This window comes from Streptomyces sp. NPDC017936 (assembly GCF_044328485.1).
Classification (GTDB): Bacteria; Actinomycetota; Actinomycetes; order Streptomycetales; family Streptomycetaceae; genus Streptomyces.
Map to the genome: position 1 here is coordinate 513,699 of NZ_JBIRHK010000003.1, position 16,450 is coordinate 530,148.

The following is a 16,450-nucleotide window of genomic DNA, read 5'->3' on the forward strand; positions in this document are numbered from 1 at the left end:
AAGTCACATAGACGACAGGAGCCTGCCAGATGACGACGCCGCCCGAGGGGCCTACGGAAGCGATCGCACGCAGGGTCTCGGCCCTACGGCAACGGAAGGGACTCAACCGGCAGCAACTCGGTGAAGCGATGACCGCGGCCGGCGTCGAGTGGAATCGCTTTACCGTGTCGAGCCTGGAGAACGGCAAGCGGCAGAACGTCACCGTCGTTGAGCTGCTCGCGCTTGCCCGTGTCCTCGACGTCGCACCGATCAACCTGCTGGTACCAATCGAGGACCAGCAGCCGTACCGAGTGACGCCGAACGAGGTGCTGCCAGCCCATCGGGTGAGGCCATGGGTCAGGGGCATTGTGCCTTTGCCGGGAATGGACCCGCGCATCTTTCATACCGAAGTGCCCCTCCCTGAGTTGCGAGCGTGGAGCGGCGATGACCGGTCGGTGCCGGAGGAGTGAGGCTCGATGGCGAAGGTGTATGACCGCTGGCACCTGTCCAGGCCGCCGGCCGATGCCGAGCCGTGCGAGGAGCACAGCACCAAGACGAAGCCGGTATACGCGAGCGCGGAACACGGCGTCGGGAAGCGCTGGCAGGTGCGCTATCGGGATCTGGCCGGCGAGCAGTGCAAGGAGAACTTCGAGAAGCGCACTCAGGCCGACTCCCGTGCGGCCGAGGTGAAGGCTCAGCTGGACAACCGCACCTTCGTGAACCGCGAGCGGGGGAAGGAGAAGTTCCGTGCGGTGGGGGAGCGCTGGCGTGAGCTGACGGTTCACCGGCAGCGCACCGAGTCCAACGTCGAGCGCGCTCTCCGGCTGCACGTCTATCCGTTCTTCGGGAACCGGCAGATCGGCAGCATTCAACGCACGGACATTCAGCGATGGGTGAAGGAGCGGCAGAAGGTCATCAAGCCGTCGACCCTGGCCACGCCGTACAACTGCCTGTCGTCCATTCTGAAGATGGCCCACCATGAGGGGGCGATCGCCAAGTACCCGTGCGTCGACATCGACCTGCCGGAGATCTTCTATCCGGAGGTGCACCCGCTGCACCCCGACGCGGTGAAGGCGCTCATCGAGGCCGCGGGGGACCGCTATCGCCCCCTCGTCCGCCTGGCCGCCGTGACGGGCCTGCGGCAGGGTGAGCTGTTCGGCCTGCAGCCCGAGGACGTCACCGCCGCGGGCGTGACCGTTGCCCGGCAGTTGGTCGGCCCCGACAAGGGCGTGCCGTACCTGGGGGAGCCGAAGACGAGCCAGAGTTACCGCACGGTGCCGCTCGCCCGGTCGGCCGCCGACGACGTCGAGTCGTACCGGAAGCAGTTCCCGCCCCGGGCCGTGCGCATCGAGGACCGCACCGACCCGCGGAAGCCGGTCTGGCGTACCGCCCATCTGCTGTTCACCAACCAGGACGGCCAGGCGATCCGCCGTGCCAGCTGGTCGAAGATGTGGGGACGGATCGTGAAGCGGGCGAACAAGGCGCTCAAGGACGCCGGCAACCCGGCGCGGGTGCCGGACGACGCGACGCTGCACGACCTGCGGCACTTCTATGCCTCCGTGCTCATCCAGAACGGGGCGACGCCGAAGCAGGTACAGAAGCGGCTTGGTCACGCTAAGCCATCGATCACGCTGAACGTCTACACCCACTTGTGGGAGACGGACGTCGACAAGACGGCCGACATGATGGAAGCGGCTCTCAGCTGAGTGCCCTGAGAGTGCCCTGAGGGCATAGAAAAAGGCTGACTTCCCAGCTCAGGAAGTCAGCCATACACCCTGTGCGGGGGTGCCGCCCTCTCGTGCTGTCCCGCGTCATGCGATCCACCCGCCGCCCGTCCTGCGGAGCCGCCACGTGACCGGCCTGTCCGCCGCACGCGCCACCGCCGTCACCGACCGGGGGCGTGGGCCGAAGCGCGGGCGTGGCAGTGCGCGATCCCGTCCTCCCGAACCGAAACCCTAGAGCGGGTGCCGCAGGCTGCTCGGCGCGGACCGCCGCAGCTTCCCGGTCCGACGGTCCTGGGCGTTCCAGCAGGCTGTGTGCCAGTGCCGTCGGTCGTCGACGTTCCCGTCCGCCAGTGAGACCACCACGTGCGGTACCCCGGGCGCGATCTCCTGGTCGCACCCGGGGCAGCGGTAGGCCTTGCCGCCGGCACCGGCCACCGGTCGAACCACCCACTCCTCGCCTCGCCGCGCCTCTCTGCGTTCGAGGGACCCGGAGCGGGGCGCCGGCCTTCCGGGCCTGCCGCCGTCTTCGCCACGGTCGTCGCCGGCCTCCGCGAGGGGACGGACGGCACGGACCGCCGGGGAGGTCGTGCCGGGCGATTCCCCTTCGTCCTGCTGGTGGGCACGCCGCAGGACGGCACGGGCTTCCTCGGCACTGCGCCGGCTGTCGGCCAGGAGGGCGTCCCGTTCGCCGGTGGACAGCCGCTCGGCCAGTTGCCGCTCCAGTTCCGCACTGTGCGCCAAGAGGTTCCGCACGGTCCGCGACCACTCCCCGACCGTGGGGGGCGGTCCGGGGAAGGCGTCGCTGACTGCCTCACGGACGCTGTCGAGAGCGCGGTCCCGGTCGGCTGTCTCCGGCAGCAGCCGCGTCAGCGCACGGGCCACCGGGACCACGAGAGCGGGACGCCCTTCCGGGGCTCGGAGCACGCGGTGAACCGTCGTGGTGGACAGACCGTCCGTCAGGGCCGCGATACGGCGAAGGCTCGGACGGCCTGCCGCTTCCCGCAGTCCTTCCAGCATCGTCCTCAGCCCTGTGGCGGCGGAGGCCTGCTCGCCGGGCGTGGACCCGGGCCGGTGCCGTTCGTCGAGGGCGCGGCGCCACAACTGCGTGAGCTGCCGCTGCTCCTCGGGCTCGACTCCGAGAACCTGGAACAGGCGGTTCAGAGCGTCTTCCGCAGGAAGACGGGATCCGCCGAGGAACCGGGAGAGCGATGACACGCTGGTGCGGGTCAGCTCGGCCAACTGGGCGTAGGTCAGACCCGATTCGCCGCACAGGCCGCGCAAGCGCAGGACGAGTTCCCGGTTGGCGGGCGGGACGGCAGGGGATACCGGGTTCACGCGGCGTGGGGACATCAGGCTCTCACCTCCATTGTTTCCCCTCTGTTCCAATGTTGCGTAATCTATGGAACACCCTCGGGGGGTGTCGGACGTCCCACTGGCGCTCTTTCGGCGTGCCCCGAGAACTTCACCGACCCGTGGCCCTGGGGGGCAGTGCCGTGTCCAGTCTCGCACCCGCGCTGTTGGGGACCTTCACCCTCGTCGCGTCGATGATCGGCCTGTTGGGCTTTCAGCTCGCCGTGAGCGGTGGCGCCCCTACCAGGCTGGCGCTGCTGCCCGCGGGCAGCGGGTTCGTGGGCACGCTGGTCGACGTGGCCGCTGTGGCCGCCGCGTTAGGCCTGCCCGACGGTGCGCCGGATGTCGCCCGGATCGGCTGGGTCGTCTTCGGGGAGGTCTGCGCGATCGCGGCGGCGGTGGGCGCGTACTGCGCGACGGGCGGCACCGACCCCGGCACGGGCGCGGCGTACATGGGCAGAGCGAAGCGGTGGTACACCTCGGGCGGCGCGTTCACCGCGATCACGACGCTGGTCGGCCTGGCCGCGCACTTCCTCGGATGACCTCCCCGGCCGCTCGAGCTCGGGGCGCGGTGCCGTCTTCGCTGACGCGCAGGTCTTCTCGCACGAGGGACGCCGCACGCCTGTCGGGAGGCGTCAGGGCGGTGTCGGGCAGCGGGGTCATCGTCGCCGCCAAGGTCTCTCGCGCGGTTCCACGACACGGGCGATTTCCGGGGGCCGGGGGCGGGATGCCCGCTTCCAGCTGCCCCAGGCCCCTCGGGAGAACAGTGCGCTGACGGCCAGTCCACGGATGACGTCCGGGGCGTCGTGTCCGTTGACGGCGCTGAGCAAGCCGCCGATGGCGCCGACGACGAGGAACAGGGAGAGGAAGGACCAGATCACGATCTTCATGTCGGGGAACGGTATCCGGCCCACGGCGGCTGTTGACGCCTGCGGTACGCCCACTGCGTGAGGTGTGCGCAAGGGGGGGGCTGACCGGCGAACGTCGGTCCCTCCGCCAGGAGTTGAGAGTGGCCGCCCTCAAGGTGCCGTTGAGGGGCCGCAACCGTCGGATGACCGAACTCTTGAAGTGGGTGTCGCAGGTTCGCATCCTGCCGGGGGCACCAGGCCAAAGGCCCAACACGTGCGATGGTTCGTGAGTGTTGGGCCTTTCGACATCCACGTCTGACATCGACGAGGGCGTTCGCTCCCAGCGAGGACACCTTTTCCTGAGCAGTCGGCCCGTGTGGCTCGTGACCTCCCCCTGCGCGTCCTGCACGACGTGCGGGTGGACGTTGGCGGCGATCCGGGAGCGCCCGAGGCTTCCCGTTCCCCCACAGGGCGCGACCACGGCCGCGCTGCGCGGGGCGTCATGAGGGCCAGGCGTCCGCCAGCTCGAAGGAGACGACCGTTCCTCCGAAGCGGCTCGGTCCGGAGTGCCAGGACGTGGCGATGGAGTCGACCAGGAGCAGTCCGCGTCCGTGAGCCTCATCGGCGTCCGGCCGGCGAAGGCGCACGCTCGCCGGAAAGCCCGGATTGTGCACCTCCACGCGCAGCGACGTTCCCTCTCGGAACCACTCGACGCGCACGACCCACTCCTCGTCGGACCGCCCGTGGAGAATCGCGTTGGTCACCAGTTCCGAGATCATCAGCGTGCAGTCGTCGACCGAACAGCGCGGGTGGTACGGGACGATGAGCTTCCGGAACCAGCGTCGCGCCTGGGGGACGGACTCCGGAGCCGGGTGCAAGGTCATCGATCCGAGGCTCGGTGAACCCTCGCAGGGGTCCCGGTCGATCACAAAAGCCATCTGCACTCTCCCTACCGCTGCCGTCACGTGCACGGCGGCGTTGAATCCGGACGCCGGACCGTCTGACGGTCCCGCCGACAGCCCGAAGAGGAGTTCGCTACGCGATGACGGCACGCGAATGTCCCTTGTCCAGCGACCAGAAGCAACCTCTCTAGACATCATCACCTTCTCGGTACGTCTCTAGAGATGGCAACCCCATCGCTCGCAGTCCGCCCGAACGGAGTCCCGCACGGCTACACGCTGCGAGCCCGCACCCGACCTATGGCCTAAGGTGTCTAGAGAAGCGAGGAGGGTTCCGGAATGGCTGTTACCGATGACCGTCGGCCCAAGTACCAGAGGATCGCGGATTCTTTGCGCAAGGCGATTCAGTCGGGCGAGTACGGTCCCGGTGATCGGCTTCCGGGAGAGAACGACCTCATGACCACGCACGGCGTGGCTCGCATGACAGCCCGCCAGGCACTCGGCGTCCTGCGCGACGAGGGCCTCGCCGAGGCCCGGAAGGGTGCCGGCGTATTCGTCCGCGCCTTCCGCCCGCTTCGCCGCCACGGCATCCAACGACTGGCGCGCGACCAGTGGGGTAACGGCCGCTCCATCTGGTCGGCGGACATGGATCAGAGAGCACTCGAGGTCGACCAGGTTTCCGTGTCCGAGGAGGCAGCCCCCGAGCACATCAGCGCGGTCCTGGACCTGGCCGACGAAGAGGTGACGTGCGTGAGGCGCCGGCGCTTCGTCGTCGACAGCAAGCCGGTCCTGCTCGCAACGAGCTACCTCCCCCTGTCCCTGGTCGCCGGGTCCGCCATCACCCAGGAGGACACCGGACCGGGCGGCACGTACGCCAGGCTCACCGAACTCGGCTACGAGCCGGTACACTTCCGCGAAGAGATCCGCTCACGCATGCCGTCGCCGGACGAGATGACACATCTGAGCATGGCCCCGGGCACCCCGGTCATCCTCATCTGCCGCACCGCGTTCACCGACCAGGGCCGCCCTGTCGAGGTCAACGAAATGACCCTGGACGCCGCCTCCTACGTCCTGGAATACGACTTCGACGCAAGCCAGAAACCCACCTCACCCAACGCCGACGACGCGGCACCCACAGACCCGCACTGATTCAACGGTCAACGCCGGTGGCTCACGGTCGAGCAGCTACCCGCTTCCTCGGGCGACGAAGCCGCAGCTCAGCCGGCAGATCGCCCTGCCTCTTTCCTGACGTGGTGCTCAGCTCCCGCTGTGCAGTGCGCTACTGATCTCCAGAAGGCGCCCCTCGGGCAGAGCGAATGCGTTGCTTGGGTTTCGGTAGGAGTGCCCACCGTCGTTGGTCCAGACGCCGCCTGCCGACCTCCACCGAACGGGAGCCCATTGACCCTGGTTCTCAAGGAGCATCCTTGCCACCTCGGCGGGCTCTTCGATCAGGGTGAGAGCCGCGAGCGAAGTGGTGAGAGCCGCGGCTGCATCGTCGGGAAGCAGCGCGTCGCCGAGCGTGGGGAAGAGCAGCAAGAGACGGGCGTCAGCATCACCAATGCCTTCTGCTGCCGACTGCCGAGCAGCGGACAGCAGTTCCGGCCAGGCCATGCCGGGCCCCATGAAGTGACCGTCGACCACAGCGAGGGTTTCCGCTTCGGACCAAGCCGGCTGATGGATCAGATAGTCCACGCCCCATTCGTCCACGAAGTTGCGGTAGACGACGTAGATGGTATGACCAGAGCGCAGCGGCACACTGAACACCGGCCACTCATGCTCGGCGGACAGTGTGCGATACAGCTCCATGGCCGCATCCCAGTCTGCGCCGAACGCGGCTCGTTGTGCGTCCTCCCCCCGCAGGCAGGAGCCGAGGTGCACAGGCCAGAACAACGGGTCGTCCAGGTAGGCGTCACCCCGGACCAAGGGGCCGCCTTCGTATCCGGGGATCTTGAGCATGTGCAGATGATGGCACGCGGGACAGTCACCGAGTCAGGAAGGAGGTTCGGCTCTCTTCCGTCTCGTTCGCCGTCGTTCGCGGACGTTCAGACGAGACCGGAGCCAGTAGCCGCTAGCTCAGCCGGCCGCCCATGAACGCAGGTGAACGGTCCCGTCCGAGACCCCCGGCGCCGCCACCGCAGTGGGAAAGCGTGCGCCCCTGAGCGACCTCCCTGGGCCGCCGTGCACCGCTGCGCGGAGCAGCGCGCCTTCCACAGAGGACATGTGCCCGGCAATCCTGCACTGGTCCGCACAACGGTCGAGACCGGGGGTGGGAGACGTGGCTCGTACGCAGTCCAGGTGTGGAGCGCTCACGGAGAAGGGCACTCGGTGTCAGCGGCTGGCGATGGTCGGTGCGTCGCGATGCGACCTGCACCGTGGCGAGTGGTCGTCGTACACCATCGAGAAGCGCAAGGAAGCCGAACGCAAGGCGAAGACACGCAAGCGTCGCAAGTGACCCCAGCGGATGCGAGGTGACATCCATGGCTGACATCAACGACAGCGGACAACGGCGGCGCAGTGCGGTCCGACACGGCCACGGCCGCCCGCGCAGCACGGGTGGGCAGGCGGTCAGACCGAACTCCTGAAGCGGGTGTCGAGAGCGTGACGTCGGGCTACAGGGCCTGACGTCGGCTGACCGGACGGGCTCCCGGCGCCCGCAGTCTGCGTGCGAGCGAGCCGAGCAGCGCGGCGTTGACCAGCCCGGACAGTGTCACACCGGCGGAGAAGACCAGCGGGCTCAGCCAAGAGGACGAGAAGTACTCCACGGGTGACGCCATCAGGAGGGCGAGGATGCTGAACGGCGCCGTGGCCATGAGCGGCCAGATCCCGGCGAACCCCGGGTCCGACGACAGGTACACGGCGTACAGGAAGAACCCCAGCGCCACCGCGACCACAGCGAGGTAACCGCGCGCGAGCCAGTTGTCGACGGCGGGCGCCAGCAGGGCCCGAACGCCGTGCGGGCGAGGACGCGCGGAAGGCGTCCGGTCCGCTTCCCCCTGCTCGGGGAGGGCCGTGCCACGGGGGAGGGAGTCATGCGCGCCGGCCGGTGCGGTGGTCACGGATCTCGTCACGAGGGCACCCAGCACAGCGGCGTTCACGAGGGCGCACGACAGGAGCCAAACGGTCCAGGAACCGACAGCGAACACCGCGGCCGCCCCACTGCCCTCAGTGCCGGGGCCGAAGGGGAGAACCAGGCTCAGGAGGGAGAGCGGTGCCGTGAGCATCAGAGGGCCTGAGGCGAAGGCGCTGCCCGGGAAGAGGAACATGACCAGCACGGAGGCGGCGAACCCAGCCAGATAGCCGCGGGCGAGCCAATGGCCCGTGGCGAACACGAGGAGTCGACGCAGGCGCGGGACGCGGCGCCGGCGGGAGGCGTTCGGCATCGGGGTTCCTTCGGTCCGTCCGGGTCGGTGATCCTGACGATGCACCGAAGGAAACGCTCAGGCATGAGTACGGGTACCCATCCGCAGGACGGCGGAATACGGAGGCCGTGCCGGTCCCGTGCCGGATCGTGCGGGGACCCACGGGGAACACCGGGCGCCGACCCGGCGAGCGATCGGCTGCCGGCGGCCCTCGCGCCCACCGGTCGTCAGGAGCGGTGGCCGGGCCGGTGCGGATCCGTCCAGCGGTCCTCGCCGGTGAGGCCGAGCAGCCGTATCCGGTGCTGCAGATCCGCCGGTGCGCCCGCCTCGCGCAGCCGTGCCGCAGCGTGGCCGAGGAGCCAGGCGACCAGTTCGGCGCGCATGTCCTCCTCGTCGTGCTCGTACCAGCCGACGCTCCACGGCAGCCTGTCCCCCCGCAACGCGTACTCCCATTCCGCGGCCGCCTCGGCGAGACGCCGGTCGCTGAGGTCCCCGGTCTGGTTCTCCCAGTCGGCGAGCCAGGGGCCGAGCGTTCCGGACGCCTCGGCACACACGGCGAGGACCTGGTGCGCGGGGACGGCGGCATCCGGATCGGTGAGGCTCTGGATCCACCAGGCATGCAGGAACTCGCGGACCGAATCGGCCTGTTCGCCGGGCCACTGCTGCCAGTGCCCGCGGGCGAAGGAGTCTCCGGCCTCTTCCGGTCCGAACAGGGGTTCCGCGCGACCGGTGACCAGGGCCCTGGCGAACTGCGGCAGGATGCGGCGCAGCACGGCCGCGTGATCGGTCCAGTCGATGGCCTGCCAGGTTCGGCACAGGAGGTCCGGCTCCAGTTCCGCGTCCGGCGTCTTCAGGAGGGAGAGCTCCTCCGGGCTGCCCCAGTGGCATGCGCAGTTGTGCTCGTCCGGATGCGCGGTCATGCCGCGGAAGGTGACGGAGAGGTTCTCCAGGGCGGCGCTGAGGCGGCGGCGTGCGGGACGGTCGGCGAGATGCATGAGGTGCCCGGCCTTCGAGGACTCCGTACGGCTTCCGCCGACCGAAGATCGCCACCTTACCCGCTGAGGCGGGGCCTCGCGCCGGTCGCTCCGGGAGGGGAGCGGACCGCGGTGAGCGGAGGCCGCGGTCAGAGCGGGACCGTCACCCCCGTGAACGTCGTCTCCGGGGTCTGCGGGCTGGTGGAGCGGGCGTTGACGAGGTAGAGGCGGTGGCCGTGGTGGGGACGTCGAAGTGGGGGGAGGTGATGGTGCGGGACGGGGTGGTGGTCATGCCGGTGCCTCCGGGGGTGGGGTCGGGCGGCGGACTCGGCATGGACCGCTGTGCGACTGCTGCGCTTCCGGCGTGCTTCCGTCGTGCGCTTCGTCGGTGAGTAACGAGCCGCCGTCCGACCGTGTTCCTCCGCTTTGCTGTCGGGTTCCTTTCCATCCGACGTCGATCCGGTCGATCCGGTCGATCGGCTGTCGGGTTCCTGCCGGGCCGCTCGAGGCCGGCCCTACGTCCGGAACGGACCCCTCACCTCGTACGTGATCCCGCCCGTCGAGCTGCCGGACGTGCCGCGCTGGCTGGAGAAGTACAGGCGGGTGCCGTCGGGGGAGAAGGCCGGGCCCGTGATCTCCGAGGCGGACTGGCCGTCGACGCGCAGGAAGGGGGCGACGACGTCGTCCGGGGTGATCACGCAGATCTCCATGGTGCCCCCGTCCTCCGCCACGAACAGGTCGCCGGAGGCGGAGCCGGTGATGTTGTCGACGCCGGTGAGCGGGGCCGTGCCGGAGACCAGGGAGTCGTCGTAGGCCAGCTCGTAGGTGTCGGTGGTGAGGTTCAGCTGCCAGACGCGGTTGTCGCCCTTGGTGGTGAACCAGACCGTGTCGTCGGCGTAGTGGCAGCCCTCGCCGCCGTTGAAGGACTTCGAGCCCGACACCTGGGTGCGGGTGCTCGTGGGGGAGCCGCCCGGGTCGGGGACGTTCGCCCAGCTGAAGGAGCCGGACGTGGCGCTGCCCGCGACCATGACCTGGAGGGTGCCGGAGGACAGGTCGCCCCAGGTCGTCGGGACGAAGCGGTAGAAGCGGCCGTTCGTCTCGTCCTCGGTCAGGTAGATCACCCTGCGCACCGGGTCGGCGGCGGCGGCCTCGTGCTTGAAGCGGCCCATCGCGGGCCGCTGCACCGCCGCGTTCACGCCCCAGGGGTCCGTCTCGTAGACGAACCCGCGGTCGACCTCCTCGCAGGACAGCCAGGTGTTCCACGGCGTCCTGCCGCCCGCGCAGTTCTGGCGGGTGCCGGACAGGACGCGGTACGCGCCCGTCACCGTGCCCGTCGACGAGAACTTCACCGCGCTCGCCCCGCCCGAGGGGTTGATCTCCGAGTTGGAGACGTAGATCCAGCCGGTGCCGTCGGCGTAGCAGGCGCCGCCGTCGGGGGCGTTGTGCCAGGTGTACGAGGTGCCGGGCACCGTCTGCCCGGAGCGGGCGATGACCCGGCTGGTGAAGCCGCTCGGCAGACGGATGCCGTTGGCGTCCGGTGCGCCGAGCGCCCCGTACGGGCCGGTGCCGGGCTGGGCCGGTGCGGCGTACGCGGCGCCGCGCGACAGGGTTCCGCCGAAGACGGCGGCGGACCCGCCGACGGCGGCCGCGCGCAGGAGGGTACGACGTTCCACGCTCACTCCCAAGGGGTGTCGTGAGAGCCCCGCCGCCGGGACCGGCCGCGGGGTCGTGCGGTCAGGGAGGCTAGGAGCGCGGGGTGGCCGTGTCGTGGACGCGCCGTAACGGGAGGGTGCCTAGGCTGAGGACAGCAGCGGAGGCGGGCGGAGGAGGACGGTCATGGCCGGCTGGAGCACGCGCGACATCCCCGGCCAGGGCGGACGCACCGCCGTCGTCACCGGAGCCAACGGCGGCCTCGGCTACGTCACCGCGCGGGAGCTGGCCCGGAAGGGGGCCCGGGTCGTCCTCGCCTGCCGGAGCGAGACGCGCGGGCGGGCGGCCGTCGACCGGCTGCTGCGGGAAGTGCCGGACGCCGAGGTGGAGTTGCGGGCGCTGGACCTCGGTGACCTGTCCTCCGTGCGGGAGTTCGCGGCGGCCCTGCCCCAGGAACGGCTCGACCTGCTCGTCAACAACGCGGGCGTGATGGCGCTGCCGTACGGCACGACCGCCGACGGGTTCGAGACGCAGTTCGGGGTGAACCACCTCGGGCACTTCGCCCTCACCGGGCTGCTGCTGCCCGCGCTGCTCGCCACGCCCGGCGCCCGCGTGGTGACCGTCTCCAGCATGGCCCACCTGCTCGGGAACATCGACCTCCACGACCTCGGCGCAGAGCGCCGCTACCGCCGTTGGGTCGCCTACGGCCGTTCCAAGACCGCCAACCTGCTCTTCACGCACGAGCTCGCGCGCCGGCTGGCGGCGAGCGGCGCCGACGTCGTCGCGGCCGCCGCGCACCCGGGGTACGCGGACACCGACCTCCAGACCGCGGCGCCGCGCGCGGAGGGCCGCCGGGGCGCCGAGCGGCTCATGGAGCTCGGCAACCGCGTCTTCGCCCAGCCGGCCGAGGCGGGCGCGCTGCCCGCCCTGTACGCGGCGACCGCGCCCGGGGTGGCCCCGGACTCCTTCACCGGGCCGTCCCGCGCGATGTGGCGCGGGGCGCCCGCACCGTCGTGGCGGGCCCCCTGGACCCGCGACGACCGGGCCGGGGAACTGCTCTGGGCCGCCTCCGAGCAGCTGACCGGCGTGTCCTACGAGGCCCTGAGGTCCTGACCCGTACGGCGCCGCGCTCACCGTCCGTGAGCCCGGCGCGGCCGGGGCCGCCGCGGGGCGGGGGCCGGGGTCCGGGCCGTGTCCCGCGGCGGGGGGTGGCCGGTCGTCAGGCCGCTCGTACCTCGTACGTCGGGATGCGTACCGACGCGTCGTCCAGGCACTGTCCGCTGCGCAGGTCGAAGCGCTGCTTGAGCAGGGGGGAGGCGACGAACGGGCGGCCCCGGTGGGTGCCGGTCAGGCCGCGGGAGAGGACGGCCGCGCCGCCGAAGGGGTCGCGGTTGCCGACGGCGTACAGCTCGCCCCCGCGGTCGCGGAACAGGGCGACCTGGCGGCCGTCCGGCAGCAGGGCGGCCACGCCCCGGCCGGGGACGAGCCGGGTCAGCTCGCAGACGGTGAACCAGCCGTCCTCGGCGGGACCCAGCCGCAGCTGGACCTTCAGGTCGGTCGTCTCGGGCGCCAGGGTCATCGCTGGGCACTTCCTTCCAGGACGTCTTCCGTGGGCCGCATGCCGAGGGAGAGCAGCGGCAGGTCGGGCTTGATCTGGTCGCGCTCGGGAACGAAGCCGACGACCGGGTCCGGGGTGTCGGGCGCGTTCACGAAGGACACGAAACGGGCCAGCTTCTCGGGGTCGTTGATGGTCGTCGCCCACTCGTCGGCGTAGTGCGCCACGTGCGCCGCCATCAGGGACTCCAGCTCCTCGCAGATGCCGAGGGAGTCCTCCACGACCACGTCCCGCACGTGGTCCAGGCCGCCGGGGATCCGCTCCAGCCAGGTCGAGGTGCGTTCCAGCCGGTCGGCGGTGCGGATGTAGAACATCAGGAACCGGTCGATCAGGCGGATCAGTTCGGCGTCGGTGAGGTCCTGGGCCAGCAGGTCCGCGTGGCGCGGGGTGGCGCCGCCGTTGCCGCCCACGTAGAGGTTCCAGCCGTTGGCGGTGGCGATGACGCCGAAGTCCTTGGACTGGGCCTCGGCGCACTCGCGGGCGCAGCCGGAGACCGCGGACTTCAGCTTGTGCGGGGAGCGCAGGCCCCGGTAGCGCAGCTCCAGGTCGATCGCCATGCGGACGGAGTCCTGCACGCCGTAGCGGCACCAGGTCTGCCCCACGCAGGACTTCACCGTGCGCAGGGACTTGCCGTAGGCGTGCCCCGACTCGAAGCCGGCGTCCACCAACCGGGTCCAGATCAGCGGGAGTTGTTCGACCCTCGCGCCGAACATGTCGATGCGCTGGCCGCCGGTGATCTTCGTGTAGAGGCCGAAGTCGCGGGCGATCTCGCCGATCACGATCAGGCCCTCGGGGGTGATCTCACCGCCGGGGATGCGCGGCACGACCGAGTACGAGCCGTTCTTCTGGAGGTTGGCGAGGAAGTGGTCGTTGGTCTCCTGCAGCGCGGCCTGCTCGCCGTCCAGGACGTAGCCGCTCGCGCCGATCGTGGGGGCGAGGGAGGCGATGATCGAGGCGACCGCGGGCTTGCAGACCTCGCAGCCGTCGCCGCCGCGGGCGCCGTCGCGGCCGTAGCGGTCGAGCAGGTCCTGGTAGGTGGTGACGCGCAGGGCGAGGACGATCTCGTACAGCTCCTCGCGGGTCTGCGCGAAGCAGCCGCACAGGCCCTTGTCGACCTCGACGCCGGACGCCTCCAGCTCGGCGGTGACGAGCTGGCCCAGGACCTTGACGCAACTGCCGCAGCCCGTACCGGCCTTGGTGCACTTCTTCACCTCGGGCACGGTGGTGCAGGAGTGCTCGGTGACCGCGCCGCGGATGGCGCCCTTGGTGACGTTGTGGCAGGAGCAGATCACCGCGTCGTCGGGCAGGGCGGACGGGCCGAGCTGGGCGCCGCCGCCGGCTCCGGCGGGCAGCACCAGCGACTCGGGCGAGACCGGCGGGACCGAACCGGTGAGGGCGCGCAGGGTGCCGTAGGCGTCGGCGTCGCCCACCAGGATGCCGCCGAGCAGCGTGCCGTCGCGGCCGATGACCAGCTTCTTGTACAGGCCCGAGCGGGAGTCGGAGTAGACGACGTCCAGGCAGTCCTCGGTGGTGCCGTGCGCGTCGCCGAAGGAGGCCACGTCCACGCCGAGCAGCTTCAGCTTGGTGGACAGGTCGGCGCCGGTGAAGGACGCCTCGTCGGCGGCGATGGTGGCGGCGGCCGTCTCGGCCTGCTCGTAGCCGGGCGCGACCAGGCCGTAGACCCGGCCGTCGGCGGCCAGGGCGCACTCGCCGATCGCGAACACGTGCGGGTCGGTGACCGTGCGGCACTGCTCGTCGACGGTGATGCCGCCGCGCTCGCCGACGGCCAGACCGCAGTCGCGGGCCAGCTGGTCGCGGGGGCGGACGCCCGCGCTGAACACCACCATGTCGGTGGCGAGTTCGGAGCCGTCGGACAGCTTCATGCCGGTGACCGCGCCGTCCTCGCCGACCACGATCTCCTGGGTGCCCACACCGGTGTGCACGGTCAGGCCCATGTCCTCGATGGTGCGCAGCAGCGCGGCGCCGCCGCCCTCGTCGACCTGGACGGGCATCAGCCGGGGCGCGAACTCCACGATGTGGGCGTCGAGGCCGAGGCCCTTCAGCGCGCCCGCGGCCTCCAGGCCGAGCAGACCGCCGCCGACCACCGCGCCGGTGGTGGCCCTCGTCCTCGCGTACTCCTCGATCGCGAGCAGGTCCTCGATCGTGCGGTAGACGAAGCAGCCCTCGGCGTCCTTGTGGGGCACCGGCGGCACGAACGGGAAGGAGCCGGTGGCCAGGACGAGGACGTCGTAGTCGACGACCAGGCCGGAGCGGGCGGTCACCTTGCGGGCGTCCCGGTCGACCGTCTCCGCCGGGTCGCCGACGTGCAGCTCGATGCCGTGGTCCTCGATGAACCGCAGGTCCGTCATCGAGAGGTCCTCGGGCGTCCTGCCCGAGAAGTACGAGGTGAGGGCGACGCGGTCGTACGCCGGGCGCGGCTCCTCGCACAGCACGACCACGCGGTGCGTGGCGGTCAGGCCGCGCTCGGCGAGCGCTTCGAGGAAGCGCTGGCCGACCATGCCGTGGCCGACGAGCACGATCGTGGGGGTGGCCCCCGGGGTGGCGGTCATTCAGGAGCCTCCATCGTTGGTGAGCAGGTGGAGCAGGGGGGCGCCGTCGCGCGGGAGCGGCTCCGCTCCCTCCCAGGCGCGGGCGAGCGCGCCGACGGTGCCGAGTTCGCCGACGAGCACCCCGCCGACCAGGCGGTCGTCGCGGACGACGACCTTGCGGTAGGTGCCCCGGGTGGCGTCGGCGAGCTGCACGACGTCGTCGCCGGGGCGCGCCTCGGTCTCGCCGAACGCGGCGAGGTCGAAGGCGGCGAGGTCGAACGCGGTGTGCCCGTCGAGCGTGAGGCGGGTCAGGGAACGGGTGCCGGTGTAGCGGGCGGCGGTGTTCCCGGCCAGCGCCTCGGCCAGCACGTCCGCCTGTTCGAGGGCGGGGGCGGCGAGGCCGTAGACGTTCCCGTCGTGCTGGGCGCAGTCGCCGACGGCCCGGATGTGCGGGTCGCTGGTGCGCAGCTCGTCGTCGACGACGACGCCCTTGCGGACGGTGAGCCCGGCCGCCTCGGCGAGGCCGGCGCGCGGGTGGACCCCGCAGGCCAGCACCACCAGGTCGGCGTCGAGGGCGTATCCGTCGGCCATCTCCACCGAGCGGACCGCGCCGCCGACGCAGCGCACGTCGCGCACCCGGCACTCGGTGTGCACCTCGACGCCGAGGTCCTCCAGGTGCCGCCGGACGAGCCGGGAGGCGTTCGGGTCGAGCTGGCGCTCCATCAGCCGCTCGGCCTGCTGGGCGAGGACGACCTGGGCGCCGCGCACGGCGAGCGCACGGGCCGCGGAGACCCCGAGGAGCCCGCCGCCGACGACGACGGCCCGCGCCCCCGGCCGGACCGCCTTGGACAGGCCCAGGCAGTCGTCCATGGTCCGGAACGCGTGCACGCCCTCCGGCAGCACGTGGTCCGGCGTGAACAGGCCGCGCAGCGGCGGCAGCACCGGGTTGGAGCCGGTGGCCAGCACCAGCGTGTCGTATGCGATCTCCGCGCCGTCCGCGCAGGACACGGTCCGCCGGTCGCGGTCGATGCCGGTGACCCGGGCCCGGACCAGCTCGGCGGGTGCGGGCAGGGCGATCACCTCGGGGGCGTACCGCCCGGACAGCACCTCGGCGAGCAGCACCCGGTTGTACGGGACGTGCTCCTCGTCGCCGATCAGCAGCGCGGGCGTGCCGAGCTCACCGAGCCGTCGGGCGAGACGTACGCCCGCGAGGCCGGCGCCGATCACCACCACACGCGAATTCGAGGTCATGCGATCGAGCGTGCGGTGCGGAGGTTACCCGGCCGCATCACCGTTGTTTCCCGCGAGGAACGCTGCCCTCAGCGGGGACGGGGTGGGGGTGTGAGGGTTTTCGGGGGCCTCGGGGGCCGGGAGTGAGGCGCGGGAGCGGGCCGTTCGACGCGGGCGTCGGCAGGCGTCGGCGGGCGTCGGCGGCACGCGGAGCCCCGCGAGCCGCCGAGAGTTCGCCGAGCCCGCCGAGCCCACTGAACCCGCCGAGCCCAC

General features: G+C 71.2%; 15 protein-coding genes and 1 pseudogene. 5 read left to right on the forward strand and 11 right to left on the reverse strand.

Annotation, left to right across the window (positions count from 1 at the left end; translation table 11 throughout):
- Positions 1-29 precede the first annotated feature (29 nt).
- The gene (locus tag ACH4F6_RS08860) at positions 30-449 is read left to right on the forward strand and encodes a helix-turn-helix transcriptional regulator (protein ID WP_397959206.1); all 420 of its coding nucleotides are present in this window, start codon (positions 30-32) and stop codon (positions 447-449) included.
- Between the two features lie 6 nt (positions 450-455).
- On the forward strand, positions 456-1,685 hold the full coding sequence (locus ACH4F6_RS08865) for a tyrosine-type recombinase/integrase (RefSeq protein WP_397959207.1): 1,230 nt from the start codon (positions 456-458) through the stop codon (positions 1,683-1,685).
- Positions 1,686-1,934: 249 nt separating this feature from the next.
- Here ACH4F6_RS08865 and ACH4F6_RS08870 read toward each other — a convergent pair whose 3' ends face one another.
- Together ACH4F6_RS08870 and ACH4F6_RS08875 are read right to left on the reverse strand one after the other, a co-directional pair.
- A complete protein-coding gene (locus tag ACH4F6_RS08870; RefSeq protein ID WP_397959338.1) occupies positions 1,935-2,333 on the reverse strand; it encodes an ATP/GTP-binding protein in 399 nt (132 codons plus the stop codon).
- 492 nt (positions 2,334-2,825) lie between these two features.
- Positions 2,826-3,053 (reverse strand): annotated as a pseudogene (locus tag ACH4F6_RS08875) (helix-turn-helix domain-containing protein); the annotation flags it as partial.
- Between the two features lie 143 nt (positions 3,054-3,196).
- On the opposite strand from ACH4F6_RS08875, the gene ACH4F6_RS08880 reads away from it, so the two are divergent.
- The gene (locus ACH4F6_RS08880; protein WP_397959208.1) at positions 3,197-3,595 is read left to right on the forward strand and encodes a hypothetical protein; all 399 of its coding nucleotides are present in this window, start codon (positions 3,197-3,199) and stop codon (positions 3,593-3,595) included.
- A 117-nt stretch (positions 3,596-3,712) separates the two neighbouring features.
- Here ACH4F6_RS08880 and ACH4F6_RS08885 read toward each other — a convergent pair whose 3' ends face one another.
- On the reverse strand, positions 3,713-3,943 hold the full coding sequence (locus ACH4F6_RS08885; RefSeq protein WP_397959209.1) for a hypothetical protein: 231 nt from the start codon (positions 3,941-3,943) through the stop codon (positions 3,713-3,715).
- Between the two features lie 458 nt (positions 3,944-4,401).
- The gene (locus ACH4F6_RS08890) at positions 4,402-4,839 is read right to left on the reverse strand and encodes an ATP-binding protein (RefSeq protein ID WP_397959210.1); all 438 of its coding nucleotides are present in this window, start codon (positions 4,837-4,839) and stop codon (positions 4,402-4,404) included.
- 300 nt (positions 4,840-5,139) lie between these two features.
- Here ACH4F6_RS08890 and ACH4F6_RS08895 point away from each other — a divergent pair, with 300 nt between their 5' ends.
- Positions 5,140-5,949: a GntR family transcriptional regulator gene (locus ACH4F6_RS08895; RefSeq protein WP_397959211.1), complete on the forward strand. Its 810-nt coding sequence runs from the start codon at positions 5,140-5,142 to the stop codon at positions 5,947-5,949.
- A gap of 108 nt (positions 5,950-6,057) precedes the next feature.
- Here the strand turns inward: ACH4F6_RS08895 and ACH4F6_RS08900 are convergent, their stop codons facing one another.
- From ACH4F6_RS08900 to ACH4F6_RS08915, 4 genes are all read right to left on the reverse strand, one after another.
- On the reverse strand, positions 6,058-6,756 hold the full coding sequence (locus tag ACH4F6_RS08900; protein ID WP_397959212.1) for a hypothetical protein: 699 nt from the start codon (positions 6,754-6,756) through the stop codon (positions 6,058-6,060).
- 653 nt (positions 6,757-7,409) lie between these two features.
- Complete coding sequence (locus ACH4F6_RS08905; RefSeq protein ID WP_397959213.1) at positions 7,410-8,180, reverse strand: SCO4225 family membrane protein; 771 nt, start codon at positions 8,178-8,180, stop codon at positions 7,410-7,412.
- Positions 8,181-8,386: 206 nt separating this feature from the next.
- Positions 8,387-9,154 (reverse strand): hypothetical protein, encoded by a 768-nt coding sequence (locus tag ACH4F6_RS08910; protein ID WP_397959214.1) that lies wholly within the window; start codon positions 9,152-9,154, stop codon positions 8,387-8,389.
- A 494-nt stretch (positions 9,155-9,648) separates the two neighbouring features.
- The gene (locus ACH4F6_RS08915) at positions 9,649-10,806 is read right to left on the reverse strand and encodes an alkaline phosphatase PhoX (RefSeq protein ID WP_397959215.1); all 1,158 of its coding nucleotides are present in this window, start codon (positions 10,804-10,806) and stop codon (positions 9,649-9,651) included.
- A 163-nt stretch (positions 10,807-10,969) separates the two neighbouring features.
- Between ACH4F6_RS08915 and ACH4F6_RS08920 the strand changes: the two genes are divergently transcribed.
- Positions 10,970-11,896 (forward strand): oxidoreductase, encoded by a 927-nt coding sequence (locus ACH4F6_RS08920; protein ID WP_397959216.1) that lies wholly within the window; start codon positions 10,970-10,972, stop codon positions 11,894-11,896.
- Positions 11,897-12,002: 106 nt separating this feature from the next.
- On the opposite strand, the gene nirD is transcribed toward ACH4F6_RS08920, so the two are convergent.
- The 3 genes from nirD to ACH4F6_RS08935 are packed head-to-tail and all read right to left on the reverse strand — an operon-like array spanning position 12,003 to position 16,198.
- Positions 12,003-12,362 (reverse strand): nitrite reductase small subunit NirD, encoded by a 360-nt coding sequence (gene nirD, locus ACH4F6_RS08925; protein ID WP_397959217.1) that lies wholly within the window; start codon positions 12,360-12,362, stop codon positions 12,003-12,005.
- Positions 12,359-14,968, reverse strand: coding sequence for a nitrite reductase large subunit NirB (nirB, locus tag ACH4F6_RS08930; protein WP_397959218.1), 2,610 nt, complete (start codon positions 14,966-14,968; stop codon positions 12,359-12,361). Before nirB ends, nirD begins: the two co-directional genes overlap by 4 nt.
- A complete protein-coding gene (locus tag ACH4F6_RS08935; RefSeq protein ID WP_397959219.1) occupies positions 14,969-16,198 on the reverse strand; it encodes an NAD(P)/FAD-dependent oxidoreductase in 1,230 nt (409 codons plus the stop codon).
- Between the last annotated feature and the right edge of the window lie 252 nt (positions 16,199-16,450).

Excerpts from the sequence above, each read along its gene's own strand:
- ACH4F6_RS08860 (WP_397959206.1), top strand. The coding sequence starts at position 30 with ATGACGACGCCGCCCGAGGGGCCTACGGAAGCGATCGCACGCAGGGTC.
- ACH4F6_RS08865 (WP_397959207.1), top strand. The coding sequence starts at position 456 with ATGGCGAAGGTGTATGACCGCTGGCACCTGTCCAGGCCGCCGGCCGAT.
- ACH4F6_RS08885 (WP_397959209.1), bottom strand. The coding sequence starts at position 3,943 with ATGAAGATCGTGATCTGGTCCTTCCTCTCCCTGTTCCTCGTCGTCGGC.
- ACH4F6_RS08890 (WP_397959210.1), bottom strand. The coding sequence starts at position 4,839 with ATGGCTTTTGTGATCGACCGGGACCCCTGCGAGGGTTCACCGAGCCTC.
- ACH4F6_RS08895 (WP_397959211.1), top strand. The coding sequence starts at position 5,140 with ATGGCTGTTACCGATGACCGTCGGCCCAAGTACCAGAGGATCGCGGAT.
- ACH4F6_RS08900 (WP_397959212.1), bottom strand. The coding sequence starts at position 6,756 with ATGCTCAAGATCCCCGGATACGAAGGCGGCCCCTTGGTCCGGGGTGAC.
- ACH4F6_RS08905 (WP_397959213.1), bottom strand. The coding sequence starts at position 8,180 with ATGCCGAACGCCTCCCGCCGGCGCCGCGTCCCGCGCCTGCGTCGACTC.
- ACH4F6_RS08910 (WP_397959214.1), bottom strand. The coding sequence starts at position 9,154 with ATGCATCTCGCCGACCGTCCCGCACGCCGCCGCCTCAGCGCCGCCCTG.
- ACH4F6_RS08920 (WP_397959216.1), top strand. The coding sequence starts at position 10,970 with ATGGCCGGCTGGAGCACGCGCGACATCCCCGGCCAGGGCGGACGCACC.
- nirD (WP_397959217.1), bottom strand. The coding sequence starts at position 12,362 with ATGACCCTGGCGCCCGAGACGACCGACCTGAAGGTCCAGCTGCGGCTG.
- nirB (WP_397959218.1), bottom strand. The coding sequence starts at position 14,968 with ATGACCGCCACCCCGGGGGCCACCCCCACGATCGTGCTCGTCGGCCAC.
- ACH4F6_RS08935 (WP_397959219.1), bottom strand. The coding sequence starts at position 16,198 with ATGACCTCGAATTCGCGTGTGGTGGTGATCGGCGCCGGCCTCGCGGGC.